The sequence below is a fragment of the Streptomyces humi genome (genome assembly GCF_001005085.2).
Lineage (GTDB): Bacteria > Actinomycetota > Actinomycetes > Streptomycetales > Streptomycetaceae > Streptomyces > Streptomyces humi.
The window spans coordinates 151,048-177,220 of sequence record NZ_LBMU02000037.1 but is presented as its reverse complement, the minus strand read 5'-3'; the positions used below and the strand labels follow the sequence as shown (position 1 = coordinate 177,220).

General features: G+C 70.3%; 20 protein-coding genes. 5 read left to right on the top strand and 15 right to left on the bottom strand.

Translation table 11 applies throughout. From position 1 onward, the window contains the following. Nucleotides 1-25: 25 nt before the first annotated feature. The 3 genes from AAW13_RS16775 to AAW13_RS16765 all read right to left on the bottom strand — a co-directional run bounded on the left by AAW13_RS16775 (nucleotide 26) and on the right by AAW13_RS16765 (nucleotide 2,645). On the bottom strand, nucleotides 26-1,132 hold the full coding sequence (locus AAW13_RS16775) for an amidohydrolase family protein (protein ID WP_046733470.1): 1,107 nt from the start codon (nucleotides 1,130-1,132) through the stop codon (nucleotides 26-28). Between the two features lie 154 nt (nucleotides 1,133-1,286). Then, on the bottom strand, nucleotides 1,287-1,616 hold the full coding sequence (locus tag AAW13_RS16770; protein ID WP_046733469.1) for a hypothetical protein: 330 nt from the start codon (nucleotides 1,614-1,616) through the stop codon (nucleotides 1,287-1,289). A gap of 75 nt (nucleotides 1,617-1,691) precedes the next feature. Then, nucleotides 1,692-2,645: a heme o synthase gene (locus AAW13_RS16765; protein ID WP_071659576.1), complete on the bottom strand. Its 954-nt coding sequence runs from the start codon at nucleotides 2,643-2,645 to the stop codon at nucleotides 1,692-1,694. A gap of 379 nt (nucleotides 2,646-3,024) precedes the next feature. Here AAW13_RS16765 and tkt point away from each other — a divergent pair, with 379 nt between their 5' ends. Genes tkt through pgl form a run of 5 tightly spaced genes read left to right on the top strand, consistent with a single transcriptional unit; the run spans nucleotide 3,025 to nucleotide 9,656 of the window. Continuing rightward, entirely contained in the window at nucleotides 3,025-5,112 is a 2,088-nt protein-coding gene (gene tkt, locus AAW13_RS16755) for a transketolase (protein ID WP_046733467.1), read from the top strand. Between the two features lie 33 nt (nucleotides 5,113-5,145). Further along, nucleotides 5,146-6,264, top strand: a complete 1,119-nt coding sequence (gene tal / locus AAW13_RS16750; protein WP_046733466.1) for a transaldolase — start codon at nucleotides 5,146-5,148, stop codon at nucleotides 6,262-6,264. Between the two features lie 4 nt (nucleotides 6,265-6,268). Then, on the top strand, nucleotides 6,269-7,807 hold the full coding sequence (gene zwf / locus AAW13_RS16745) for a glucose-6-phosphate dehydrogenase (protein ID WP_046733465.1): 1,539 nt from the start codon (nucleotides 6,269-6,271) through the stop codon (nucleotides 7,805-7,807). Beyond that, a complete protein-coding gene (gene opcA / locus AAW13_RS16740) occupies nucleotides 7,804-8,877 on the top strand; it encodes a glucose-6-phosphate dehydrogenase assembly protein OpcA (RefSeq protein ID WP_046733464.1) in 1,074 nt (357 codons plus the stop codon). Before zwf ends, opcA begins: the two co-directional genes overlap by 4 nt. Further along, nucleotides 8,874-9,656, top strand: coding sequence for a 6-phosphogluconolactonase (pgl, locus tag AAW13_RS16735; RefSeq protein WP_046733463.1), 783 nt, complete (start codon nucleotides 8,874-8,876; stop codon nucleotides 9,654-9,656). Before opcA ends, pgl begins: the two co-directional genes overlap by 4 nt. Before the next feature lie 82 nt (nucleotides 9,657-9,738). On the opposite strand, the gene pgi is transcribed toward pgl, so the two are convergent. From pgi to uvrC, 12 genes are all read right to left on the bottom strand, one after another. Further along, on the bottom strand, nucleotides 9,739-11,391 hold the full coding sequence (gene pgi, locus AAW13_RS16730; protein WP_046733462.1) for a glucose-6-phosphate isomerase: 1,653 nt from the start codon (nucleotides 11,389-11,391) through the stop codon (nucleotides 9,739-9,741). Between the two features lie 74 nt (nucleotides 11,392-11,465). After that, entirely contained in the window at nucleotides 11,466-12,719 is a 1,254-nt protein-coding gene (locus AAW13_RS16725) for an MFS transporter (RefSeq protein WP_071659575.1), read from the bottom strand. A gap of 125 nt (nucleotides 12,720-12,844) precedes the next feature. After that, nucleotides 12,845-13,132, bottom strand: coding sequence for an RNA polymerase-binding protein RbpA (locus AAW13_RS16720; protein ID WP_007448238.1), 288 nt, complete (start codon nucleotides 13,130-13,132; stop codon nucleotides 12,845-12,847). Between the two features lie 257 nt (nucleotides 13,133-13,389). Then, complete coding sequence (gene secG / locus AAW13_RS16715) at nucleotides 13,390-13,626, bottom strand: preprotein translocase subunit SecG (RefSeq protein ID WP_079178834.1); 237 nt, start codon at nucleotides 13,624-13,626, stop codon at nucleotides 13,390-13,392. A 131-nt stretch (nucleotides 13,627-13,757) separates the two neighbouring features. Beyond that, nucleotides 13,758-14,534 carry a triose-phosphate isomerase gene (tpiA, locus tag AAW13_RS16710; RefSeq protein ID WP_046733460.1) on the bottom strand — a complete coding sequence of 259 codons (777 nt, stop codon included), beginning with the start codon at nucleotides 14,532-14,534 and terminating at the stop codon, nucleotides 13,758-13,760. A gap of 5 nt (nucleotides 14,535-14,539) precedes the next feature. Continuing rightward, nucleotides 14,540-15,751: a phosphoglycerate kinase gene (locus AAW13_RS16705; RefSeq protein ID WP_046733459.1), complete on the bottom strand. Its 1,212-nt coding sequence runs from the start codon at nucleotides 15,749-15,751 to the stop codon at nucleotides 14,540-14,542. 150 nt (nucleotides 15,752-15,901) lie between these two features. Next, complete coding sequence (gap, locus tag AAW13_RS16700; protein WP_046733458.1) at nucleotides 15,902-16,912, bottom strand: type I glyceraldehyde-3-phosphate dehydrogenase; 1,011 nt, start codon at nucleotides 16,910-16,912, stop codon at nucleotides 15,902-15,904. Nucleotides 16,913-17,186: 274 nt separating this feature from the next. Next, nucleotides 17,187-20,141 carry a M14 family metallopeptidase gene (locus AAW13_RS16695; RefSeq protein WP_079178833.1) on the bottom strand — a complete coding sequence of 985 codons (2,955 nt, stop codon included), beginning with the start codon at nucleotides 20,139-20,141 and terminating at the stop codon, nucleotides 17,187-17,189. A gap of 169 nt (nucleotides 20,142-20,310) precedes the next feature. After that, on the bottom strand, nucleotides 20,311-21,300 hold the full coding sequence (whiA, locus tag AAW13_RS16690; RefSeq protein ID WP_046733457.1) for a DNA-binding protein WhiA: 990 nt from the start codon (nucleotides 21,298-21,300) through the stop codon (nucleotides 20,311-20,313). Further along, nucleotides 21,291-22,358, bottom strand: coding sequence for a gluconeogenesis factor YvcK family protein (locus AAW13_RS16685; protein ID WP_046733456.1), 1,068 nt, complete (start codon nucleotides 22,356-22,358; stop codon nucleotides 21,291-21,293). The genes whiA and AAW13_RS16685 overlap by 10 nt, the downstream gene beginning before the upstream one ends. Further along, a complete protein-coding gene (rapZ, locus tag AAW13_RS16680; RefSeq protein WP_071659574.1) occupies nucleotides 22,355-23,395 on the bottom strand; it encodes an RNase adapter RapZ in 1,041 nt (346 codons plus the stop codon). The genes AAW13_RS16685 and rapZ overlap by 4 nt, the downstream gene beginning before the upstream one ends. Next, nucleotides 23,392-25,593 (bottom strand): excinuclease ABC subunit UvrC, encoded by a 2,202-nt coding sequence (gene uvrC / locus AAW13_RS16675; protein WP_046733454.1) that lies wholly within the window; start codon nucleotides 25,591-25,593, stop codon nucleotides 23,392-23,394. Before uvrC ends, rapZ begins: the two co-directional genes overlap by 4 nt. Nucleotides 25,594-26,173 lie beyond the last annotated feature (580 nt).

Here is a 26,173-nt window from a genome sequence, read left to right as displayed (position 1 = left end):
GCTCCAGGCGTCCCCGGGGCCCGGCTCACTCCAGCCCGTACACCCGCCGCGCGTTGCCCGCCGCGATCAGCCCGGCCACGCGTTGCGCGTCGGCCAGGGACCAGGCGCCCTCGGCGACCCAGGTGCCCAGCACCCGGGCGAGGGACTCGCGGAAGAGGTGGGCGCCGACGACATGGAGTTCGGGCAGACCGTGGGCGCCGCTGGAGAAGAGGATCTTGCCGAACGGGGCGAGTTCGAGGATCTCGGCGAGGATCGTGGCCGCGCGGGCCCCGGTGCGGACCAGCGCCGCGCCCGAGTCGGCGAAGACGTGCGGGAAGACCCCGGCCAGGTGCGCGGCGTGGCGGTGGTAGGGGTAGCCGTGCAGCAGGACCAGGTCGGTGCCCAGGCCCGCGGTGGCCCGGACGAAGTCGGTGAGCAGGACCGGGTCGGTGCGGTCGATCCGGGCGCCGGGTTCGCCGAGGCCCGCGTGCAGCTGGAGGGGCAGGCCGGAGGCCACGGCGATCCAGAGCAGGTGGCGCAGGAGGACCGGGTCCGAGAGCTCGCCGCCGACCCGGCGGGCCGCCAGCCAGCGGCCGGCGGCGCCGCGCACCTCGCCGGGGCCGGGTGGCTCCGGAGCCAGGGCGAGGCCGTGCCGCAGGCCCGCGACCGAGGTGAAGGCGACCGCGTTCGCCGCCGCGCCGTGTACCGACTCGGCGAGGTTGGCGAGGAAGGACTCGACGGTTCCCGAGGTGTCCGCTACCTGTTCGGCGAGGAGTTCCAGGCGGACGATCTCGCGGGCGTCGGCGTCGCCGGTGGACGCCATCTCGGTGGGGCCGGTGAGGTCGCCGGGGAGGCCGGTGTCGACGAGGTAGGTGGTGATGCCGGTGCCGCGCAGCAGCCGGCGGCCCGCCTCCAGGACGCCGAGTTCCCGGCGCCGGGCCAGGTAGTGGGCGGGCTGGCAGTGGGGTTCCAGGCCGAGGAGCGGGGGGCACCAGCGTCGTACCGCGAAACCGGTCTGGGTGTCGAAGAGGGTGGTGCCGGGGGCCGGGGGGCCTTCGGTGCGGGCGAGCTGGGCCTCGAAGGTACCGAGGCCGAGCTCCGTACGGAGGACGCCGTGGCAGTACTGGTCCACCAGGGACGGCGTTTCGATCATCCGGGCTCCCCGTGGACGACGGTTGCTTGACCGTCTTAACGGGTGAACCGGGACTGAGGTCGCGGTTCAGCCCGGGAGTACGCGTCGTACGGCGGCTGCGGGCCCGGATGTGGCTCGTCGCGCAGTTCCCCGCACCCCTGAAAAGGGCGCTGGATCAGCCGCCGATCTGGATGCCGGCCATGCGCTTCCACTCGTACGGGCCCGTCGTCACCTTCGCGGCGAACTCGCCGTCGAAGGACTCGTGGGTCGTGATGCCGGACTTGGCCACGGCCTGCTCGGCGATCTCGTACGTCGGGGCCACCAGGTCGCCCCAGCCGCCGTCCTCGCCGACGAGGACGATGCGGGCGCCGCGTTCGCCGATGTAGGCCACCTGGCCCTCGGCGCCGCCGTGGGCCTTGGCGAAGGCGTCGATCTGCCTGGCGAGGCGCGCGACCTTGCGCTCGGCCTTCTGGTCCACCTGGTCCACCTGCTGCGTGTCTGCCATGGACAGGATGCTACCGACGGGTAGCTCGATTGGCGACGGAGGGGCCGAGTGACCCCTACCTCAGGAAGGGGTCCACTACCTCAGGAAGGGGTCCACCGCGACGGCCACGAAGAGCAGCGAGACATAGGTGATGGACCAGTGGAACAGACGCATCTCCTTGAGCTTGCCGCCCGTCACCTCGGCCTTGGCCCGGTTCTGGAGGGCGTGCGCCTCCCACAGCCACCAGCCACCCGCCGCCAGGGCGACCAGCGTGTAGAACCAGCCGGTGTAGCCGAGGGGGGTGAGGAGGAGGGAGACGACGACCATCACCCAGCTGTAGATGACGATCTGCCTGGCGACCACCTTGTTGGAGGCGATGACCGGCAGCATCGGCACGCCCACGCGCGCGTAGTCGTCCTTCACCTTCATGGACAGCGGCCAGTAGTGCGGCGGCGTCCAGAAGAAGATCACCAGGAAGAGGATGAGCGGCGCCCAGGAGAGCGAGTCGGTGACGGCGGACCAGCCGATCAGCACCGGCATGCAGCCCGCGATGCCGCCCCACACGATGTTCTGCGCCGTACGGCGCTTGAGGATCATCGTGTAGACGACGACGTAGAAGAGGAGCGCTCCGAGTGACAGCCAGGCGCTCAGCCAGTTGACGGTGAACCCGAACAGCAACGTGGAGACGACCGCGAGGGTGATGCCGAAGGCGAGGCACTCGCGCGGGCTGACCATGCCGGTCACCAGCGGCCGCTGGGAGGTCCGGTCCATCAGCGCGTCGATGTCGCGGTCGATGTACATGTTCAGCGCGTTCGCGCCGCCCGCGGACAGGTAGCCGCCGACGCACGTGAGCAGCACCAGCGTCAGGTCGGGCACGCCTCGCTGCGCCAGGAACATCACCGGAACGGTGGTGATGAGCAGCAGCTCGATGATCCGCGGCTTGGTCAGCGCCACGAAAGCCTTGACACGGGCCCCGAACGGCCGGTGACTCGGGCTCTCGCTCGCACCGAGTACCCCCGCTGGACGGGATTCGACGGCCGTCACGCACACCCCTGACAGAGACATTTCAGCGAGCCCCGCCGTGTGAACTCACGGTAAAGGCTCGCGCGTACCACGCCACTTTAGACGTTGCCGATACCCCGATCTTCGCGGGGGTGGGGTCGTGTTGGCGGGCGTCTCGGGAGAGGGGTGGGGTGGCTCGATTGAGCAGTCAGATGAGCGGCTCCGTATTCATGTGCCGAACGCCCTCCCGGCCAGTCGGGAGGCGGATCCCCGAGAGTCCCGGCAGTCTGGAAACACTCGAAAAAATGCACGTCCTTACGGGGGTAGGCTCGACAACGGCCGGTGGGCACCCGGTACACCGGCAGCCGGTGTGGGCGTGTGCCCGTGGACCGGTAACCGAACATGTGGAGAGGAGCCCTGACCCAGGGTGAGCACCAAGCCGACCACCACAGACCTCGACTGGACCGAGTTGGACCAGCGGGCCGTCGACACCGCCCGCGTCCTGGCCGCCGATGCCGTACAGAAGGTCGGCAACGGCCATCCGGGTACGGCGATGAGCCTGGCGCCGGCCGCGTACACCCTCTTCCAGAAGGTGATGCGGCACGACCCGTCCGATCCCGACTGGGTGGGCCGCGACCGCTTCGTGCTGTCCGCCGGTCACTCGTCGCTGACCCTCTACACGCAGCTGTACCTGGCCGGCTTCGGCCTGGAGCTGTCGGACCTCGAAGCCTTCCGCACCTGGGGCTCGAAGACCCCCGGTCACCCGGAGTACGGCCACACCAGGGGCGTGGAGACCACCACCGGTCCGCTGGGCCAGGGTGTCGCCAACGCCGTGGGCATGGCCATGGCCTCCCGCTACGAGCGCGGTCTGTTCGACCCGGAGGCCGCGCAGGGCGAGTCGCCCTTCGACCACTACATCTACTGCATCGCCGGTGACGGCTGCCTCCAGGAGGGCATCTCCGCCGAGGCGTCCTCGATGGCGGGCCACCAGAAGCTCGGCAACCTGATCCTGCTGTGGGACGACAACCACATCTCGATCGAGGGCGACACCGAGACGGCCGTCTCCGAGGACACCGTCAAGCGGTACGAGGCGTACGGCTGGCACGTGCAGCGGATCGCCCCGAAGCCGGACGGCGACCTGGACCCGCACGCCATCTACGACGCGATCGAGGCGGCCAAGGCGGTCACGGACCGGCCGTCCTTCATCGCGATGCGCTCGATCATCGCCTGGCCCGCCCCGAACGCGCAGAACACCGAGGCCGCGCACGGCTCGGCGCTGGGTGCCGACGAGGTCGCGGCCACCAAGCGCGTCCTCGGCTTCGACCCGGAGAAGAGCTTCGACGTCGCCGAGGAGGTCATCGCCCACACCCGGCAGGCCCAGGAGCGCGGCGCGGCCGCCAAGGCCGAGTGGGAGAAGTCCTTCCAGCTGTGGCGTGACAACAACGCCGAGCGGGCCGCCGACTTCGACCGCATCGCCGCGGGCGAGCTGCCCAAGGGCTGGGAGGAGAAGATCCCGGTCTTCGAGCCCGGCAAGGGCGTCGCGACCCGTGCCGCCTCCGGCAAGGTGCTCCAGGCCCTCGGCGCGGTGATCCCCGAGCTGTGGGGCGGTTCCGCCGACCTCGCCGGGTCGAACAACACGACCATCGACAAGGACAGCTCGTTCCTGCCGGCGGACAACCCGCTGCCGGGCGCGGACCCCTACGGGCGCACCATCCACTTCGGTATCCGCGAGCACTCCATGGCCGCGGAGCTGAACGGCATCACCCTGCACGGCAACACCCGTGTCTACGGCGGTACGTTCCTCGTCTTCTCCGACTACATGCGCAACTCCGTGCGCCTGTCGGCGCTGATGCACCTGCCGGTGACGTACGTGTGGACCCACGACTCCATCGGTCTCGGCGAGGACGGCCCGACCCACCAGCCGGTCGAGCACCTCGCCTCGCTGCGCGCCATCCCCGGCCTCAACGTCGTGCGTCCCGCCGACGCCAACGAGACCGCGATCGCCTGGCGCGAGATCCTCCGGCGCTACACCAAGGTGTTCGGCAAGGGCGCCCCGCACGGGCTCGCGCTGACCCGCCAGGGCGTGCCGGTGTACGAGTCCAACGAGGACACCGTCAAGGGCGGTTACATCCTGTTCGAGGCTTCGAACGGGGCCCCGGAGGTCATCCTCATCGCCACCGGTTCCGAGGTGCACGTCGCCGTCGAGGCGCGCGAGCGCCTGGAGGCCGACGGCGTCCCCACCCGCGTGGTGTCCATGCCGTGCGTGGAGTGGTTCGAGGAGCAGGACCAGGGGTACCGGGACAGCGTTCTGCCGCCGTCCGTCAGGGCTCGCGTCTCGGTCGAGGCGGGCATCGGTCTCACGTGGCACAAGTACGTGGGCGACGCCGGCCGCATCGTTTCCCTGGAGCACTTCGGTGCTTCCGCGGACGGCAAGGTGCTCTTCCAGGAGTTCGGCTTCACTGCCGACAACGTGGCCGACAAGGCCCGGGAATCCATCGCCGCCGCCCAGCGCTGACGCTCACATACGACACGTAGGAGATGTAATTCCATGACAGACGCACTCAAGCGCCTCTCCGAAGAAGGCGTCGCGATCTGGCTGGACGACCTGTCGCGCAAGCGGATCACGTCCGGCAACCTCGCCGAGCTGATCGACCAGCAGCACGTCGTGGGCGTCACCACCAACCCGACGATCTTCCAGAAGGCGATCTCGCAGGGCGACGGCTACGACCAGCAGGTCTCGGACCTCGCCGCCCGCAAGGTCACCGTCGAAGAGGCCATCCGCATGATCACCACGGCGGACGTCCGTGACGCCGCCGACATCCTGCGCCCGGTGTTCGAGGCGACCGACGGCCAGGACGGCCGGGTGTCGATCGAGGTCGACCCGCGCCTCGCCCACAACACCAAGGCGACGGTCGCCGAGGCCAAGCAGCTGGCCTGGCTGGTGGACCGCCCCAACACGCTCATCAAGATCCCGGCCACCGAGGCGGGTCTGCCGGCGATCGCCGAGGTCATCGGCCTCGGCATCAGCGTCAACGTCACGCTGATCTTCTCGCTGGAGCGTTACCGCAAGGTCATGGACGCCTACCTGACCGGCCTGGAGAAGGCCAAGGAGCGCGGCCTGGACCTGTCGCTGATCCGTTCGGTGGCGTCGTTCTTCGTGTCCCGGGTGGACACCGAGATCGACAAGCGCCTCAACGACATCGGCACCGACGAGGCCAAGGCGCTGCGCGGCAGGTCCGCCGTCGCCAACGCCCGGCTCGCCTACCAGGCGTACGAGGAGGTCTTCTCCTCCGACCGCTGGAACGCGCTGGAGTCCGCGGGCGCCCGCAAGCAGCGCCCGCTGTGGGCCTCCACCGGCGTGAAGGACCCGGCGTACAAGGACACCCTGTACGTCGTCGACCTGGTGGCGCCGAACACGGTGAACACCATGCCGGAGGCCACCCTCCTCGCGGTCGAGGACCACGGTGACGTCGCCGGCGACGCCGTCACCGGTACGTACGAGCAGGCCCGCGCCGAACTCGACGCCGTCGAGGCGCTCGGGATCTCGTACGACGACGTGGTCCAGGTCCTGGAGGACGAGGGCGTCGAGAAGTTCGAGGCGTCCTGGAACGACCTGCTCAAGTCGACCCAGGCGGAGCTGGAGCGCCTGGCCCCCTCGGAGGGCTGATCACTTGTCACCCCTTTCCGGTTCCGGAGCGAACCCGCTCCGTGACCCCGCGGACCGACGGCTCCCGCGTATCGCGGGGCCGTCGGGCCTGGTCATCTTCGGCGTCACGGGCGACCTCTCCCGCAAGAAGCTCATGCCCGCCGTGTACGACCTCGCCAACCGGGGTCTGCTGCCGCCGGGCTTCTCCCTGGTCGGCTTCGCCCGCCGTGAGTGGGCCCACGAGGACTTCGCCGCCGAGGTCCACGACGCCGTCAAGGAACACGCCCGCACCCCGTTCCGCGAGGAGGTCTGGCAGCAGCTCATCCAGGGGATGCGCTTCGTCCAGGGCACCTTCGACGACGACGACGCGTTCGAGCGGCTGCGCTCCACCATCGAGGAGCTGGACAAGGCGCAGGGTACGGGCGGCAACTTCGCCTTCTACCTCTCGGTGCCGCCGCGTTCCTTCCCGGTGGTCATCCAGCAGCTGAAGAAGCACGGCCTGGCCGACCAGTCGGGCGGCTCCTGGCGGCGCGCGGTCATCGAGAAGCCGTTCGGCCACGACCTGAAGTCGGCCGAGGAGCTCAACAAGGTCGTGCACGAGGTGTTCGAGCCGGACCAGGTGTTCCGGATCGACCACTACCTCGGCAAGGAGACCGTCCAGAACATCCTGGCGCTGCGTTTCGCCAACACCATGTTCGAGCCGATCTGGAACCGGTCCTTCGTGGACCACGTGCAGATCACCATGGCCGAGGACATCGGCATCGGCGGCCGCGCCGGCTACTACGACGGCATCGGCGCCGCCCGTGACGTCATCCAGAACCACCTCCTCCAGCTGATGGCACTGACCGCCATGGAGGAGCCCGCCTCCTTCGACGCGGACGCGCTGGCCGCCGAGAAGGAGAAGGTGCTCGGCGCCGTACGGCTGCCCAAGGACCTGGGCAGGTCGACGGTGCGCGGCCAGTACGCGGCCGGCTGGCAGGGCGGCGAGAAGGTCATCGGCTACCTCGAAGAGGACGGCATCGACGCCAAGTCGAAGACCGACACCTACGCCGCCGTCAAGGTCGAGGTCGACAACCGCCGCTGGGCGGGCGTCCCCTTCTACCTGCGCACCGGCAAGCGCCTCGGCCGCCGGGTCACCGAGATCGCGGTGGTCTTCCAGCGGGCCCCGCACTCGCCCTTCGACCACACCGCCACCGAGGAGCTCGGGCAGAACGCGATCGTCATCCGCGTCCAGCCCGACGAGGGCATCACGGTCCGCTTCGGCTCCAAGGTGCCGGGCACCTCGATGGAGATCCGGGACGTCTCGATGGACTTCGCCTACGGCGAGTCCTTCACCGAGTCGTCGCCGGAGGCCTACGAGCGGCTGATCCTGGACGTGCTGCTCGGCGACTCCAACCTCTTCCCGCGCACGGCGGAGGTCGAGCTGTCCTGGAAGATCCTCGACCCGATCGAGGAGTACTGGGACAAGCACGGCAGGCCCGCGCAGTACAAGTCGGGCACCTGGGGTCCCGTCGAGGCCGACGAGATGCTCGCACGAGACGGACGGAGCTGGCGCCGGCCATGAAGATAGACCTCACGGACACCACGGCCGGCCAGGTCAACAAGGCGCTGGTGCGGGGCCGCCGGGCCATCGGCACCCCCGCCGTCGGCATGGTGCTGACCCTCGTCATCGTCACCGACGAGGAGAACGCCTACGACGCCCTGAAGGCGGGCAGCGACGCCTCGCACGAGCATCCCTCGCGCACGCTGGTCGTCATCAAGCGCGTCTCCCGCTCCCCCCGCGACCGTACGGCGTCCCGGCTGGACGCCGAGGTCCGGGTGGGCGCGGACGCGGGCACCGGCGAGACGGTGGTGCTCCGGCTGCACGGCGAGGTCGCCGAGCACGCCGACTCGGTCGTCCTGCCGCTGCTGCTGCCGGACGCGCCGGTCGTCGTCTGGTGGCCGGTGAACGCCCCGCTCGACCCGGCGAAGGACCCGCTGGGCGCTCTCGCCCAGCGCCGGGTCACCGACACCTACGCCTCCGAGCAGCCGGTACGGGAGCTGTCCGCCCGCGCGGACACGTACACCCCCGGTGACACGGACCTGTCCTGGACCCGGATCACCCCCTGGCGCTCGATGCTGGCGGCGGCCCTGGACCAGGTGGTCTGCGAGGTCAAGGCCGTCGAGGTGGAGGGCGAGGAGTTCAACCCGAGCTGCGAGCTGCTCGCGATGTGGCTCGCGGACCGGCTGGACGTCCCCGTCAAGCGGTCGCTCTCCGCGGGCCCCGGTCTGACGGCGGTCCGTATGCACACCAGCGAGGGCCCGATCGCGCTGGACCGCGCGGACGGTTCCCTCGCCACCCTCTCCATCGACGGGCAGCCGGACCGCGCGGTGGCGCTGAAGCGCCGGGACACGGCCGAGCTGATCGCGGAGGAGCTGCGCCGGCTCGACCCGGACGACACCTACGCGTCGGCGCTGCGGTTCGGCGTGGAGCGGCTGAACGCGTCGTCGGCCACCGTGCCGCCGGCCCCTGAGCCGTCGCCCAAAGGAGAACCGGTCACCGTCGCAGCGGCTCCCGAAGCCGCTGCCGAGGCTCCCACGACAGAGGCGGCGCAGGAACCGGCACCGCTGAAGAAGAGGGCGAAGGCGACATGAGCACTCCCCAGCTGGTCGTGCACCACGACAAGGAGCTGATGGCGCAGGCCGCCGCGGCCCGTCTGATCACGAAGATCGTGGACGCCCAGGCCTCCCGGGGCGAGGCGTCCGTGGTCCTCACCGGCGGCCGCAACGGCAACGGCCTGCTCGCGGCGCTGGCGGCGGCACCGGCCAGGGACGCCGTGGACTGGAGCCGGCTCGACCTCTGGTGGGGCGACGAGCGCTTCCTGCCCGAGGGCGACCCGGAGCGCAATGTCACCCAGGCCCGCGAGGCCCTGCTCGACCAGGTCCCGGTGGACCCGAAGCGCGTGCACGCCATGCCCGCGTCGGACGGCCCCTGGGGCGCGGACGTGGACGCGGCGGCCGAGGCCTACGCGGCGGAGCTGGCCGCCGCGGCCGACCCCGAGAACCACGGTCCGGTGCCGACCTTCGACGTCCTGATGCTGGGCGTCGGTCCGGACACCCACGTGGCCTCGCTCTTCCCGGAGCTGCCCGCGGTCCGGGAGACGGAGCGCACGGTGGTCGGCGTGCACGGCGCCCCCAAGCCGCCGCCCACCCGGGTCTCCCTCACCCTGCCCGCGATCCGCTCGGCCCGCGAGGTCTGGCTGCTGGCGGCGGGCGAGGACAAGGCCGAGGCCGTCGCCATCGCCCTCTCGGGCGCGGGCGAGATCCAGGCCCCGGCGGCCGGCGCCCAGGGCCGCCAACGCACCCTGTGGCTCCTGGACACGACGGCGGCGGCCCAGCTGCCGAGGTCGCTGTATCCGCCGGCCTCGCCGTGACAACCCCCGCTTGAGAAGAACCCGTACGGCCCCTGGCCGTACGGGTTCTTTCACATCCGGGCCACCCCGGACCGCCTCGGGTCTACCGCCCGCGCAGTTCCCGGTACTTGGCCACCAGTGCCTTCGTCGACGCGTCCAGGCCGGGTACCTCGGCGCCCTCGGTCAGGGCCGGTTCGACGCGCTTGGCGAGCACCTTGCCCAGTTCGACGCCCCACTGGTCGAAGGAGTCGATGTCCCAGACGGCGCCCTGGGTGAACACCTTGTGCTCGTAGAGGGCGACGAGCTGCCCGAGGACCGACGGGGTCAGCTCGCGGGCGAGGATGGTCGTCGTCGGGCGGTTGCCCTCGAAGGTCTTGTGCGGGACCAGTTCCTCGGCGACGCCCTCCGCGCGGACCTCGTCGGCGGTCTTGCCGAAGGCCAGCGCCTGGGTCTGGGCGAAGAAGTTGGCCATCAGCAGGTCGTGCTGCGCCCTGAGTTCACCGCTCAGCTCGGCGACCGGCTCGGCGAAGCCGATGAAGTCCGCCGGGATCAGCTTCGTGCCCTGGTGGATCAACTGGTAGTAGGCGTGCTGCCCGTTGGTGCCCGGGGTGCCCCAGACCACCGGCCCGGTGGTCCAGTCGACCACCTTGCCGTCCCGCGCCACGTGCTTGCCGTTGGACTCCATGTCCAGCTGCTGGAGATAGGCGGTGAACCTGGAGAGGTAGTGGCTGTACGGCAGCACCGCGTGCGACTGGGCGTCGAAGAAGTTGCCGTACCAGATGCCCAGCAGGCCCAGCAGGAGCGGGACGTTGCTCTCGGCGGGCGCGGTGCGGAAGTGCTCGTCGACCAGGTGGAAGCCGTCCAGCATCTCGCGGAAGCGGTCCGGGCCGATGGCGATCATCAGGGAGAGGCCGATGGCGGAGTCGTAGCTGTAGCGGCCGCCGACCCAGTCCCAGAACTCGAACATGTTGTCCGGGTCGATACCGAACTCCGTCACCTTGCCGGCGTTCGTGGACAGGGCCACGAAGTGCCTGGCGACGGCCTCCTGACCGGCCTTCAGCTCGCCCAGCACCCAGTTGCGGGCCGACGTCGCGTTGGTGATCGTCTCGATCGTGGTGAACGTCTTGGAGGCGATGACGAACAGCGTCTCGGCCGCGTCCAGGTCGCGGGTGGCCTCGTGCAGGTCGGCGCCGTCGACGTTGGAGACGAAACGGACCGTCAGGTCGCGGTCCGTGAAGGCCCGCAGCACCTCGTAGGCCATCGCGGGGCCGAGGTCGGAGCCGCCGATGCCGATGTTGACGACGTTGCGGATGCGCTTGCCGGTGTGGCCGGTCCAGGCACCCGAGCGGACCCGGTCGGCGAAGTCGCCCATCTTGTCGAGGACCGCGTGCACCTGCGGCACCACGTTCTCCCCGTCGACCTCGACCACCGCGTCGCGCGGGGCACGCAGGGCGGTGTGCAGCACCGCGCGGTCCTCGGTGACGTTGATCTTCTCGCCGCGGAACATGGCGTCCCGCAGGCCGAACACGTCGGTGGCGGCGGCCAGCTCCCGCAGCAGCCGCAGTGTCTCGTCGTTGACGAGGTGCTTCGAGTAGTCGATGTGGAGGTCGCCGACCTGGAGGGTGTAGCCGGTGCCACGCCCCGGGTCGGCGGCGAACAGGTCCCGCAGATGGGTGCCGGCCAGCTCCTCGCGGTGCTTGGCGAGCGCGGTCCACTCGGGCATCTGGTTGAGCCTGGTACGGCCGTCTGCGTTCATGTGCGACTTCAGCCTTCTTCCTTGCACCTGTCCTGTTGCACGGCTGCCCCGCCTGCCGGTTCCAACCTAGTTGATCAGCGCGGGACACCGCCTGCCGTCACGCTGTCCGGCGACGCAACAACAGGTACGTCCGGCCGGCGCACCGGTATCAACGAGGTGACGGCCAGTCCGAAGAGGGCGGCGGCGAGGAGCGCGGGCCCGTTCAGGCCGACGGCCCCGGCGACGACTCCGCCCAGCAGGGCGCCGAGCGGAGCCCCGGACGTGGCGCAGGTGCGGAAGGCGGCGGCGATCCGGCCGGTCATCGACTCGGGGGCGCGTTGCTGCATCAGCGTGACCTGGTTGACGTTCCACACCATGCCCATCGCGCCGAGCAGCAGCATGCCGGCGACCAGGGCGCCGAGCTGCCGGACGGTGCCCATGAGGACCAGGGCGGCCGTCTGGACCGTGCCGGCGACCAGCAGGGCCCGCAGCCGGCCGGTACGGCGGGCGACGCGCTGGGCGAGGAAGCCGCCGGCGATGCTGCCCACCGAGTAGGCGGTCATGGCCGCCGCGTATCCCGCGGTGCCCGCGTGCAGCCAGCGCGTCACGTGCAGCACCAGGGTGGCGATCAGGGCGCCCATGCCGATGTTGCAGAGCAGGGTGGAGACGCAGACCGCCCGGAGCGCCCGGTCCCGCCACAGGACGCGCAGGCCCTCGCCGATCTCGGTGCGCAGGGTGCTGCCGGCCGGGCGTGGCGGCCGGTGCGGGGGCCGGGTCCGCAGCGAGGCGACCAGGACGGCGGCGACCAGATAGGTACTCGCGTCGGCCGCGAAGGGCATGAACGCGCCGGCCGTGAGCAGCAGCGGCACCAGCGGGGCGCCGAGCAGGCCGCCGGCCACCTGCTGACCGGTCATCAGCCGGGCGTTGGCCCCGCCGAGGGCCTGGCCGTCCACCAGTGCGGGCAGCAGGGCCGTGGACGCGTTGTCGAAGAGCGTCTGGAGGGTGGTCAGCGCGAAGGCGAGCACGAGCAGCAGCGGGATCGAGGCGTGGCCTAGGCCCACGGCGAGCGCGAAGGCGGCGACGAGCAGCCCTCGGACCGTGTCCGCGGCCCACATGGCACGCCGCTGGTCCACCCGGTCCGCGACGGCACCGCCGAGCAGCCCGAACAGCAGCCACGGGACGTAGCCGCAGGCGGTCACCGAGGCGATGGCGAACGGGTCGTCCGTCAGGCGCGCGGCCAGCAGGGGCAGCGCGGCGGTCCGTAAGGCGTCCCCGAACCGGGAGACCACGGCGGCCGTCCACAGCCGTCCGAATCCCCCGCGCCACGCGGGTGCCCGCTCCCCCGTCATCACCGTCGCCCCCTCACGATTCGCCGATGTGCAAACCGTAGAGGGCACCACTGACAACGGGCCGGGACCCGGCCGCGGAGACGACTGCGGCCAAGCGCCCGAAGGCGCCCGGCCGGTGTCAACTCCTAGATCTCGCCGCGCAGTTTGGCCAGCGCCTCGGCGAGGATCGCCTCGCCGTCCGCGTCGCTGCGCCGCTCCCGTACGTACGCGAGGTGCGTCTTGTACGGCTCGGTGCGCGGCGGGTCCGGCGGGTTGTCCCGGTCCTGGCCGGCCGGAAAGCCACAGCGGGGGCAGTCCCAGGTCTCGGGCACCTGCGCGTCGCTGGCGAAGCTGGGCTGCGTCTCGTGCCCGTTGGAGCACCAGAAGGAGATGCGCAGACGCGGCGCGGACTCGCCGCGCTCGGCCTCGCCCATCGGCCCCGCCCCGACCCGGCTACCTCGGATCGCGTTGCCACTTGCCACGGTGTAACTCCCTGCGTGATGGTGCCGCGAAGCGAGTCGGCGTGTCGCTCCGTTGCGAGCGCCTCAGTCTACGTAAGGCCCAACGCGCGTCCAGTGTTGGGAGTTACCGTCCCCGCACCTAGACGCAAGCCCCATGATAGGCCGCGCTCAGGGGCGCGTACCGAACATGGGGCCTTACGTGCGGATTGTGCGTGTGTGCGAGCCGCGGATCAGCTGTTCGTCTTCATCAGCATGCCGAGGACGATGATGCACGCGAACCACAGCAGACCGATCACCACGGTGATCCGGTCCAGGTTCCGCTCGGCGACCGAGGAGCCGCCCACGGAGGACTGCATGCCACCACCGAACATGTCGGAGAGGCCGCCGCCCTTGCCCTTGTGCATCAGCACCAGCAGCATCAGCAGCAGGCTGAAGACGATCAGGGCGATCGAGAACCCCAAAACCACGGCTGGACCAACTTCCTCGGATTCGGATGGACTGCGGGGCCGGAGCCTGTTTGAAGTCTCACGCTCCAAATAACAGCTTCGGCCCCGCAAGGGTACGACGGATCGTCGCTACCGCCTACTCACCGGTGTGCTCACTGATCGCGGAAACGCACGATCTTGACGAACTCGTCCGCGTCCAGCGAGGCCCCGCCGACCAGAGCGCCGTCGATGTCGGCCTGCGCCATGATCTCGGCGACGTTGCCGGACTTGACGGAGCCGCCGTACTGGATGCGGACCTGGTCGGCCAGCTCCTGGCCGTACAGCTCGGCCAGCTTGCCGCGGATGGCGGCGCAGACCTCCTGGGCGTCGCCGGCGCCGCAGACCTTGCCGGTGCCGATGGCCCACACCGGCTCGTAGGCGATCACGATCGACTCGGCCTGCTCGGCGGGGAGGTCCTTGAGGCCGCCCTCGACCTGGGCGAGGGTGTGGGCGACGTGGTTGCCCGCGTCGCGGACCTCCAGCTCCTCGCCGACGCACAGGATCGGGGTCAGACCGTGCTTGTAGGCGGCCTTGACCTTGGCGTTCACCGTGTCGTCGGTCTCGTGGTGGTACTGGCGGCGCTCGGAGTGGCCGATGACCACGTACGTGCACTTCAGCTTGGCCAGCATCGGGCCGGAGATCTCGCCGGTGTAGGCGCCGGAGTCCTGGGCCGAGATGTCCTGGGCGCCGTACTTGATCTTGAGCTTGTCGCCGTCGACCAGGGTCTGCACGGAGCGCAGGTCGGTGAAGGGCGGCAGGACGGCGACCTCGACGGCCTCGTAGTCCTTGTCCGCCAGGGCGAAGGCGAGCTTCTGGACGTGCGCGATGGCCTCGAGGTGGTTGAGGTTCATCTTCCAGTTGCCCGCCATGATCGGCGTGCGCGTGCTCATGTAGGTCAGTCCTCCAGTGCGGCGAGGCCGGGGAGCGTCTTGCCCTCGAGGTATTCGAGGGAGGCGCCGCCACCGGTCGAGATGTGTCCGAACGCGTTCTCGTCGAAGCCGAGGATGCGCACGGCGGCGGCGGAGTCACCGCCGCCGACGACGGTGAAGCCCTTGGACTCCACGAGGGCCTGGGCGACCGCCCGGGTGCCCGCGGCGTAGTCGGGGTGCTCGAAGACGCCCATCGGACCGTTCCAGAACACGGTCTCGGCGTCGGCGAGCTTCGCGGCGTACAGCGCGCCGCTCTCGGGGCCGATGTCGAGCCCCATCTGGCCGGCCGGCATGGCATCCGCGGCGACCGTGGTGGGGTTGCCCGGGGCCTTGGTCTTCAGGTCCGGGAACCCGGGGGCGACGACGGTGTCGACGGGCAGGACGAGCTCGACGCCGGTCTTCTCCGCGCGCTCGATGTACTCGGTGACCGCGTCGAGCTGGTCCTCCTGGAGGAGGGAGCTGCCGATCTCGTAGCCCTTGGCCTTCAGGAAGGTGTAGGCCATGCCGCCGCCGATGAGGATGCGGTCGGCCTTGCCGAGGAGCTCGTCGATGACGGCGAGCTTGTCGGAGACCTTGGCGCCGCCGAGCGCGACGACGTAGGGGCGCTGGACATCCTCGGTGAGCTTCTTCAGGACGCCGACCTCGGTGGCGATCAGGTAACCGGCGTAGTGCGGCAGCCGGGCCGGGAGGTCGTAGACGGAGGCGTGCTTGCGGTGCACGGCGCCGAAGCCGTCGCCGACGTAGACGTCCGCGAGGGCGGCCAGCTGGTCCGCGAACTCGCCGCGCTCGACGTCGTCCTTGGACGTCTCACCGGCGTTGAAACGCAGGTTCTCGATGACCGCGACCTGGCCGGGCTCAAGGCCGTTCACCGCGTCGTGGGCGGCGGGTCCGACGGTGTCCTGGGCGAACGCGATCGGGGCGCCGAGCAGCTCACCGAGCCGTTCGGCGGCCTGGAGCAGGGAGAACTCCGGGTCCGGGGCACCCTTGGGGCGGCCCAGGTGGGAGGCGACGACCACCTTGGCGCCCGCGTCGGCGAGCGCCTTGACGGTCGGCAGGACGGCGCGGATGCGGCCGTCGTCGGTGATGAGGCCGCCGGCCATCGGCACGTTGAGGTCGGCGCGGACGAAGACCCGCTTGCCGTCGACGCCTTCGGTGAGGAGTTCGTCGATCGTCTTCATGGTTGGGGACTCCTACAGGAGGGCTCTTGATCGTACGAGGACTGATCGAACCGTAGACGGCGGGTCGATCCTTACGTGCGTCAGGGCTCGGGCGGCGCGACGGTGCGCTGCCCGAGCCCTGCTACCGCATCGAGGTGCGTGCTCGGTCGATCAGAGCTGGTCGCCGACGAAGACCGTGAGGTCGACGAGGCGGTTCGAGTAGCCCCACTCGTTGTCGTACCAGCCGAGGATCTTCACGGTGTTGCCCTCCTGGACCATGGTCAGGGAGGAGTCGAAGGTGCAGGAGGCGGGGTCGCCGACGATGTCCGAGGAGACGATCTCGTCCTCGGTGTACGCCAGGTAGCCCTTGAGGTCGCCGCCGTCGGCGGCCTTCTTGAACGCGGCGTTGACCTCGTCCTTGGTGACCTCGCGCTGGAGGGTCACGACCAGGTCGGTGGCCGAGCCGGTCGGGACCGGGACGCGCATGGCAATGCCGTCCAGCTTGCCCTTGAGCTGCGGGAGGACCAGGGCGGTCGCCTTGGCGGCGCCGGTGGTGGTCGGGATGATGTTCTCGGCGGCGGCACGGGCGCGGCGCAGGTCCTTGTGCGGGAAGTCCAGGATGCGCTGGTCGTTCGTGTACGCGTGCACCGTCGTCATCAGGCCCTTGACGATGCCGAAGTTCTCGTCGAGGACCTTCGCCATCGGCGCCACACAGTTGGTGGTGCAGGAGGCGTTGGAGATGACGTGGTGGTTCGCCGGGTCGTACTTGTCCTGGTTGACGCCCATGACGATGGTGATGTCCTCGTTCTTGGCCGGGGCCGAGATGAGGACCTTCTTGGCGCCGCCCGCGATGTGCTTGGCGGCGTCCTCCTTGTTGGTGAAGATGCCGGTCGACTCGATGACGATGTCGACGCCCAGGTCGCCCCACGGGATGTCGGCGGGGTTGCGCTCGGACAGCACCTTGATGGTGTGGCCGTCGACGGTGATCGTGTCGGCGGTGTGCGACACCTCGGCCTTGAGGCGGCCGAGGATCGTGTCGTACTTCAGCAGGTGCGCGGTGGTCGCGGTGTCACCCAGGTCGTTGACAGCCACGATCTCGATGTCAGCACCCTGCTCCAGCAGCGCGCGGAAGTAGTTGCGACCGATACGACCGAAGCCGTTGATGCCTACGCGGATCGTCACGAACCGATCTCCTCGTTGGTACGCCGGCCATGCGGTGCCGGCGAGCTGTATTTGGGATGTCCCCGACCACCCACGACCCTACCTCCCTGAGGCTCCCGTGGTGACATCCAGATGCCCCATACACGGCGAGGCGGTCCGTACCCGCCAGTAGGGGTACGGACCACCTCGGATCGTGGGTCGGAACGCCCCGTTCTGTCAGGGAATGCCGACCACTTCTTACCTCGATATCACTCGTTCGTGAGCGGGTCGGCTCACTTGTCGAGTGCCGTGCGGGTCACTTGTCGAGTGCCGTCAACGCCTTCTTCACCAGAGCGGCACGATCGGTGGCCGAGGTGACCTGTTCCAGGCCGAAGCCGAGCAGCACGGTCCGGTCGGTGGTGACCGCTCCGTACGTCTGGAACAGGGCTCCGGTGCGGGCCCAGTCCTTGAGGACGGCCGGGCTGCCCGCGGGCGGTCCGGCGGCGCTCCAGGGACCGAGCGAGGTCTCGAAGCCCTCGGTCTCGGCGGCCGTGCCGTGGAGCAGGAGCGAGGTGTCGTCGACGAGGACGCCGTGGCCGCCGGTGCTCGGGTCGGTGACGTAGCTGATGGACACCTCGACCCTGTGGCCCGCGTACGCGCTCAGGTCGAAGCTCGCGGACTGCCAGCCCGCCGAGCTGCCGGTGAAGCTGTTCCAGGCACCGCTGGTGCCGCTGGCGGCGCACTGGTTGTCCCCGATGGTCAGATAGTGCTTGAGCCACGGGTGCTCGGCGATCAGGAACCCGGCTTCGCACTCGGACGGTACGGCGGTCTTCGTGCCGCCCTCCCTGTCGGGCAGGGTCGTCCAGTCGTCGGCGCCGACCGTGTGGATCTCGACGATCGCGTGGTCGTAGCCCGGTTCGGTGTCCCACAGCAGCTTGGTGCCGAGGGCCGGCTGGTCGGCCGCGGTGACACCGGTGAGGTCGATGGTGCGGGTGAGGCGCTTGTAGGAGTCGTCGGTGTGGACGGCCGCGGCCATGTACGACCCGGAGTACGGCCCGTACGGGTTGACGGTCCCGGCGAACTGCCCGGCCCCCGCGCTGGCGAACTGGGGGTAGGTGTCGGTGGCGAGCTGGTCCGAGGTGACGGCGTAGGTCCCGGCCTTGTCGAGCGGGTTGGCGGTGGTGCCGCTCAGCGGGCCGGAGAACCCGGCCAGCGTGCCGGAGCCGGTGAAGCCGGTGGCCCCCGGTGTCGACGTACGGGAGTAGGCGCCCAGGTAGTACTGGCTGAAGTCGTCGGACGGCGTGCCGTCGGCCAGGTTGACGCTGCCGCCGGCGAGCTCACCGGCCTCGATCAGCTTGCCGCCCTCGTTGAGGTACGCGCGCAGCTGGAGCTGGGTGGCGTTGCCGGGGCCGCCGGTGCCGGAGTAGTGCACGACGGTCCGGAAGTGCCCCAGTACGCCCAGCGCGTCGGGCGCGCCCTGGGTGGCGACGTCCCAGACGACCGCCTTGTGACCGGCGGCCTTCAGCGCGTCGATGTAGGTCCCCGCCTGGGTGGCCTTGGCGCCCTCCTCGGCGACCACCAGGGTGTCCGCCTTGGGACGCTGGGCGACGGTGTACGTGAAGTGCGGGCTGGAGACCTTCTTGCCGTTCCTCGTCCTGCCGGTGAACCACACCTCGACCTTGTCGCCCGGCGCGCCGTCCCGCACCTTGGCCCGGTACTCGTCGAAGTAGAGGTCGTCGTCACCGCCGTAGGTCTCGCCGCCCTTCCAGTGCCGGAGCGACGCGTCATGGGTGCGGCCGCCGTTGACGCGGTACCTGAGCTCCTTGTCGCGGACCGCCTTGCGGACGACGACGGAGACCTCCTGGTCGGCGCCGCGCGTGTACGAGGTGGAGAACGTGGCCGGGGTGAAGTCGGCGGCGCTCAGGCCGACCGAGGAGACCGGCTGGTCCGGGTGGGCGGCGGTCTCGGCGACGGAGAGCGCGAACGGGATGTTCTTCACGAACTCGTCCTGGATCAGCTTCTCGTCGTCCGGGAAGTTGAAGACCGACTGGCAGTCAGCCGCGTTCCAGGCGTCGCTCGGGTCGATGTTCGAGGCCGTCTGGCAGGTCGACATCTCCGGGGTGAACATCGCCATGCCGTTGACGTTGGACGCGTGTCCGTCCGCCTCGCCGTTGGTGGTGTACAGCTCCGAGGAGACCTGCGAGTGGTAGCCGGGGATCGCCGGGTTGTCCAGGGTGCCGGCGAGCGCCTTGTAGAGGACGTCGTCCGGGGTCGGGGTGGCCACCTGCCAGCCGACACCGTAGAGCAGCAGTTCGGCGGCCGAATGGTAGTTGATGCCGTACGTGAACCCGACCCGCTTCTCGAAGGCGTCCAGCGCCTTGGTCTCGGGCTCGGACTCGGGGCTCGCGCCGCGGTAGGTCTCACTGGTGGGGTTGGGCGACGAACCCTCGTCGTCGTAGCCCCACTTGTAGCCGAAGTTGCGGTTCAGGTCGACGCCGTCACCCGTGCTGATGACACCGTCGCCGTTGACGTCCCGCAGGTTCTTCCGCCACAGACGGGTGTCGGAGTTCTGGAAGGTGTAGTCGTAGCCGTCGGGGTTGGCCGACAGCACGAACCACAGCTCGGTCGAGTCGACGATCTTCTTGACGCGCTTGTCGGTGCCGTAGTTGTCCAGGTAGTAGTGCATCAGCCGGCGGGTCATCTCCGGCGTGATCCACTCGCGCGCGTGCTGGTTGGACATGTACAGCACGGACGGCTTGGAGCCGTCCGCCGACTTCTTCGCGCCCTTGGTCAGTTTGAGCGCGAGGATGTCCTGGCCGCCGACCGTCTTCCCGATGGACTCGACCTTGGTGAGGCCGGGGTTGGCCTGGGCGGTGCGGAGGATCTCCTCCCGCAGTCCGCCGCTGCCGCCGTAGGGGCGGAAGACGCCCTGGGACGCACTGTCGACCCGGGCCTCGGCCCTGGCCGAGAGGGTGTGCTCGGTGAGGGCGACGCCCTGCTTCTTCAGCTTCCCGGCCTGCTGGTCGGTGAGGTAGAGCTCGACTTCCGTCTTCCCGGATCCGGAGACCTGGTCGCCGAGTTCGTGGCCGTCCTGGCCGGCCTTGAGCAACAGGGGAATCTGCTTCTTGGTGACGTCGGCGTGGAAGACCTTCACCTCGTCCGGGTCGGTCGTGCCCGAACCTCCGGTCTGTGCCTGTGCCACGGGTGCGAGTGCGGCTCCGCCGAGCAGGAGCGCGCCGACAGCGAGGATCGATCTCGCTCTGTGTCTCATGAACCCCCCTAGCAGTGGTCCGCCACGGCGGCGAACTCATGCCAGGCTCATGACACTTCATGATCGAGTCAAGGGCGACTCACGCTCGGCCCACGGGAACCGCACCTGCGGGCAAAAAACTGGTGCCGACGGCCCAATGGGCCGTCGGCACCACGGAACTGACGCGGGCTCAGACCGCGAGGTTGTCGGCCAGCTCGTCGGAGAGGTTGGCCTCGGTGCCCGGGATGCCGAGGTCGGAGGCCCGCTTGTCGGCCATCGCGAGCAGCCGGCGGATCCGGCCGGCCACGGCGTCCTTCGTCAGCGGCGGGTCGGCGAGCGCGCCCAGTTCCTCGAGCGAGGCCTGCTTGTGCTCCATGCGCAGCCGGCCCGCCGCCGCGAGGTGCTCGGGCACCTCGTCACCGAGGATCTCCAGGGCGCGCTGCACCCGGGCGCCGGCGGCGACGGCCGCGCGGGCGGAACGGCGCAGGTTGGCGTCGTCGAAGTTGGCGAGGCGGTTGGCGGTGGCCCGCACCTCGCGGCGCATCCGCCGCTCCTCCCAGGCCAGCACCGACTCGTGCGCGCCGAGCCGCGTCAGCAGCGCACCGATGGCGTCACCGTCACGGACGACCACCCGGTCCACCCCGCGCACCTCACGGGCCTTCGCGGCGATGGACAGCCGGCGGGCCGCGCCGACCAGGGCGAGGGCGGCCTCCGGGCCGGGGCAGGTGACCTCCAGGGAGGAGGAACGGCCGGGCTCGGTCAGCGACCCGTGGGCCAGGAAGGCACCGCGCCAGGCCGCCTCGGCGTCGCAGGTGGCCCCGGAGACCACCTGCGGGGGCAGGCCCCGGATCGGCCGGCCCCGGCCGTCCACCAGTCCGGTCTGACGGGCCAGCTGATCACCGCCCGCAACCACCCGTACGACGTAACGCGAGCCGCGGCGCAGCCCGCCGGGAGCCATCACGATCAGCTCGGAGCTGTGGCCGAAGATCTCCAGGATGTCCCGCTTGAGGCGCCGGGCCGCCATCGCGGTGTCCAGCTCCGCCTCGATCACGATGCGCCCGCTCACCAGGTGGAGGCCGCCCGCGAACCGCAGAATGGCGGAGACCTCCGCCTTCCGGCAGCAGGTCCGGGTGACGGGTAGCCGGGAGATCTCGTCCTTCACCGCTGCCGTCATCGCCATGGGCCGATCCTTCCATGCATCCGAAAAATACGGTCGTACGCGGCGGCCAACAGCTCCGGGTCATGCCGGGGTGAACCGTCGGTCCGGGCCACGGGGCCCAGCTCGACCGCGGCCCCCAGCCGCTTGGCGGCTTCGGTGAGCGAGTCGCGGTCGGGCACGGCGGCCTCGTCGGCCAGCACCACGTCCAGGGCGAGTTTAGGGGCGTGTCGCCCCAAAACCTCCAAATGACGCTGCGGGGAGAAGCCTTCGGTTTCTCCCGGCTGGGGTGCCAGGTTCAGGGACAGGACCTTACGGGCTTTCGTCTCGGTGAGCGCGTCACTCAGCTCGGGGACGAGCAGGTGCGGGATCACCGACGAGAACCAGGAACCGGGACCGAGCACCACCCAGTCCGCGTCCAGCACCGCCTCGACGGCCTCCGGTACGGCCGGCGGGTCGTGCGGCACCACGTGCACCGACTGCACCTCGCCGGGTGTCAGCGCCACGGTGGCCTGGCCCCGGACGATGTCCACCTCGTCCGGCCGCTCCGGATCGTGCCCCTTGACCAGCGCTTGCAGCTCCAGCGGTACCGCGGACATGGGCAGCACCCGCCCGTGCGCGCCGAGCAGCTTGCCGACCAGGTCCAGGGCCTGCACATGGTCGCCGAGCTGTTCCCACAGGGCGACGATCAGCAGGTTGCCGACCGCGTGCTCGTGCAGGTCGCCCTTGGACTGGAAGCGGTGCTGGATGACCCGGGCCCAGGTCTGGCCCCAGTCGTCGTCCCCGCACAGCGCGGCGAGCGCCTTGCGAAGATCACCCGGGGGGAGCACACCCAGCTCGTCGCGGAGCCGCCCGCTGGAGCCGCCGTCGTCGGCGACGGTGACGACGGCGGTGAGGTCACCGGTGATCCGGCGCAGCGCGGCGAGCGAGGCGGACAGACCCATGCCACCGCCCAGGGCGACCACCTTGGGCTGGGTGCCCCGACGGCGCGGCCGGGCGCCTCGGACCTCGACGGGACGGCCCGCGCGGCTTTCGGGAACCATCCGGCGGAGCCTGCCCAGCCGCGAAGAACGTCCGGTCACTCGCGCCCCATGTCCCGGTGCACGACTACGGTCTCCACTCCCTCGGCGGACAGGCGGGCGGCGAGCTTCTCCGACACGGCGACCGAGCGGTGCTTGCCGCCCGTGCAGCCGATGGCGATGGTCACGTACCGCTTGCCCTCGCGCCGGTACCCGGTCGCGATCAACCGCAGCAGCTCGGCGTACCGGTCGAGGAACTCCTTGGCGCCCGGCTGGTTGAAGACGTACGCCGACACCTCCTCGTTGAGACCGGTGTACGGACGCAGCTCGGGCACCCAGTGCGGGTTGGGCAGGAACCGCATGTCGGCGACCAGGTCGGCGTCGACCGGCAGGCCGTACTTGAACCCGAACGACATCACCGTCGCCCGCAGCTCGGGCTCCTCCTCGCCGGCGAACTGGGCGTCCATCTTGGCGCGCAGTTCGTGCACGTTGAGGCTGGAGGTGTCGATCACCAGGTCGGCGTCGCCGCGCAGCTCGCGCAGCAGCTCCCGCTCGGCGGCGATGCCGTCCACGATCCGGCCGTCGCCCTGGAGCGGGTGCGGGCGGCGCACCGACTCGAAGCGGCGGACCAGGGCGTCGTCGGACGACTCCAGGAAGACGATCCGGCGGGTGACGGCCCGGCTGTCGAGGTCGGCGAGGGACTCCCGCAGGTTGTCGAAGAAACGCCGGCCGCGTACGTCCACGACGACCGCGATCCGCGCCACGTTGCCCTGGGAACGGGCACCGAGCTCCACCATGGTGGGGATCAGGGCGGGCGGCAGGTTGTCGACGACGAACCAGCCGAGGTCCTCCAGGCACTTCGCCGCCGTCGAACGGCCGGCCCCGGACATACCGGAGATGATCACCAGCTCGGGGATGGCCGCCTCGGCGGCCCCGGCCGGGGTGACGTCCGTACTCACTTCTGCTCCGTTTTCCTGGACCGCTTCCGCTTCCTGCGGCTGATCCTGGCGCGCCTCGTTGTGCGTTTCCTCTGGCTCGCCCTGTGATTCGCTGAACGCCGGATCTCGTCCGGCTGTGGGCTGTGCGTCGCGCTCGGTCATCTCTCCTGCCCCCGTCGATCGTCCGGGGCGCCCGCGGGTACGGGCTCCCCCGAGGCGTCCGCCGTCGTCTCGGGCGCCTCGTCTTCCCTGTCTTCCATGATCTCTCCCGTCGCCGTGTTCACGGCGGGTGCGGCCGGGGCCGCCTGGGCGAGGGCCGCGGCGATGGTCTCGGCCGTCTTGCGGCCTATCCCGGGGACTTCCTGGATCTGTTCGATTGTGGCGGACCGCAGCTTCTTCACCGAGCCGAAATGCTTGATCAACGCCTGTTTGCGGGTCTCGCCGAGGCCCGGTACGTCGTCCAGGGGGCCGGCACGGAAACGCTTGGCCCGCTTGGTGCGCTGATAGGTGATCGCGAAGCGGTGCGCCTCGTCACGGACACGCTGGAGCAGATAGAGGCCCTCACTGCTGCGGGGCAGCACCACCGGATCCTCGTCCTCGGGCAGCCAGACCTCTTCGAGGCGCTTGGCGAGACCGCAGACGGCGATGTCGTCGATGCCGAGCTCGTCGAGCGCCCGCTTGGCGGCGGCGACCTGCGGGCGGCCACCGTCGACGACCACGAGCTGGGGCGGGTACGCGAACTTCTTGGGCCGGCCGTCCTCGTCCTTGAAGCCGTTGACCGGGACGCCGTCGGGATGGGTGCCGGGGTCCGGGAAGGCGGCGTCGTCCGTGGAGGTGCCGGCGTCCGGGATTGTGCCGTCGTCCGTGGAGGTGCCGGGGGTGGCGGTGGCGGCGTCCTCGAGGGCGGCGGCGTTCTCGAGGGCGTCGTCGATGCCGTCCTCCACCCACTCGCCGGTCTTCTCCTTCTCGGCGAGGTAGCGGCGGAACCGGCGGGTGATCACCTCGTGCATGGAGCGCACGTCGTCCTGGCCGGCGAAGCCCTTGATCTGGAAGCGGCGGTACTCGTTCTTGCGCTGGAGGCCGTCCTCGAAGACGACCATGGAGGCCACCACGTCGTCGCCCTGGAGGTGGGAGATGTCGTAGCACTCGATGCGCAGCGGGGCGCTGTCCAGGTCCAGCGCGTCGGCGATCTCCTCCAGCGCGCGCGACCGGGTGGTGAGGTCGGAGGCGCGCTTCGTCTTGTGCAGGGCGAGCGCCTGAAGCGCGTTGCGCTCCACGGTCTCCATCAGGGCCTTCTTGTCGCCACGCTGCGGGATCCGCAACGAGACGTTCGAACCACGACGGCCGGTGAGCCACTCCTGGACCGGCTCCAGCGGGTCGGGCAGGGCCGGGACCAGCACCTCCTTGGGGACGGCGTCGCCGGTCTCCTCGCCGTAGAGCTGCTGTAGCGCATGCTCGACGAGGGCCCCGGTGGTGACGTCCTCCACCTTGTCCGTCACCCAGCCGCGCTGACCGCGCACCCGCCCACCGCGCACGTGGAAGATCTGGACGGCCGCCTCCAGCTCGTCCTCGGCGACGGCGATGAGGTCGGCGTCGGTCGCGTCGGCGAGCACGACCGCGTTCTTCTCCATGGCCTTCTTCAGGGCCCCGATGTCGTCGCGCAGCCGGGCGGCCCGCTCGTACTCCATCTCCTCGGCCGCCTCCGTCATCTGGTTCTCCAGACGGCGGAGGTAGGTGCCGGTGCGGCCGGCCATGAAGTCACAGAAGTCGTCGGCCAGTTCGCGGTGGTCCTCGGGGTCGATCCGGCCCACGCAGGGCGCCGAGCACTTGCCGATGTAGCCGAGCAGACAGGGGCGACCGGTGCGGGCGGCGTTCTTGAACACCCCGGCGGAGCAGGTCCGCACCGGGAACACGCGCAGCAGCAGGTCGACGGTGTCCCGGATGGCCCAGGCGTGGCCGTACGGACCGAAGTAACGCACGCCCTTCTTCTTGTGACCGCGCATCACCTGGACGCGCGGGAACTCCTCGTTCATCGTCACCGCGAGGTACGGGTAGCTCTTGTCGTCGCGGTACTTGACGTTGAACCGGGGGTCGTACTCCTTGATCCAGGAGTACTCCAGCTGGAGCGCCTCGACCTCCGTGGACACCACGGTCCACTCCACGGACGCGGCGGTCGTGACCATCGTCCGGGTGCGGGGGTGCAGGCTCGCCAGGTCCTGGAAGTAGTTCGCCAGGCGCTGGCGCAGGCTCTTCGCCTTTCCGACGTAGATCACCCGGCGGTGCTCGTCACGGAACCTGTACACCCCGGGAGAGTCGGGGATCTGTCCCGGCTTGGGGCGGTAGCTGGAGGGGTCGGCCATGTCTCACACCCTACTGGCGAGCACCGACACCGTGACGCCCTGTGGACAACCGCCGGGGCGCCGACGGCCGGGGGCCCGGGCGCCCCGGCGTCAGGGGCGTCAAGCCCATCCGGTCCGTCCGGTCCATGCGGTCCGCTCCGGTCCATGCGGTCCGATCGATCCATGCGGTCCGATCCATCCACGCGGTCCGATCGATCCATGCGGTCCGTCCGGTATGTCCGTCCGTCCCGTCCATCTGGTCCGTCCGGCAGACGATCTCGGAATCGGCCACCTCGGTGGCGTCGGGGACGGTTCCGGCACGGCCCGTGCGCGAGCCTGCTCCGAGGCGGGAGCGCAGCCGGTGCGCGGCGGCTGTGACGATTCCCAGGGAGCTTGCGCCGCTTCCTCCCCGAATCGGCCGCTTCCCGACGAACGATCTTCGACCGCCGGGACGACGACGGCACCGCCACGCCCACCCGGTGCCACCCGCGCGAGGGGGCACGCCTCGGCCAGGTGAGCGCCCTCGGCCGGACGAAGGTGTTGTCGGGGCCTGGTCAACACGCTTCAATGCGGGGGAACTCGGGGCCGCGAGCGACGGCCT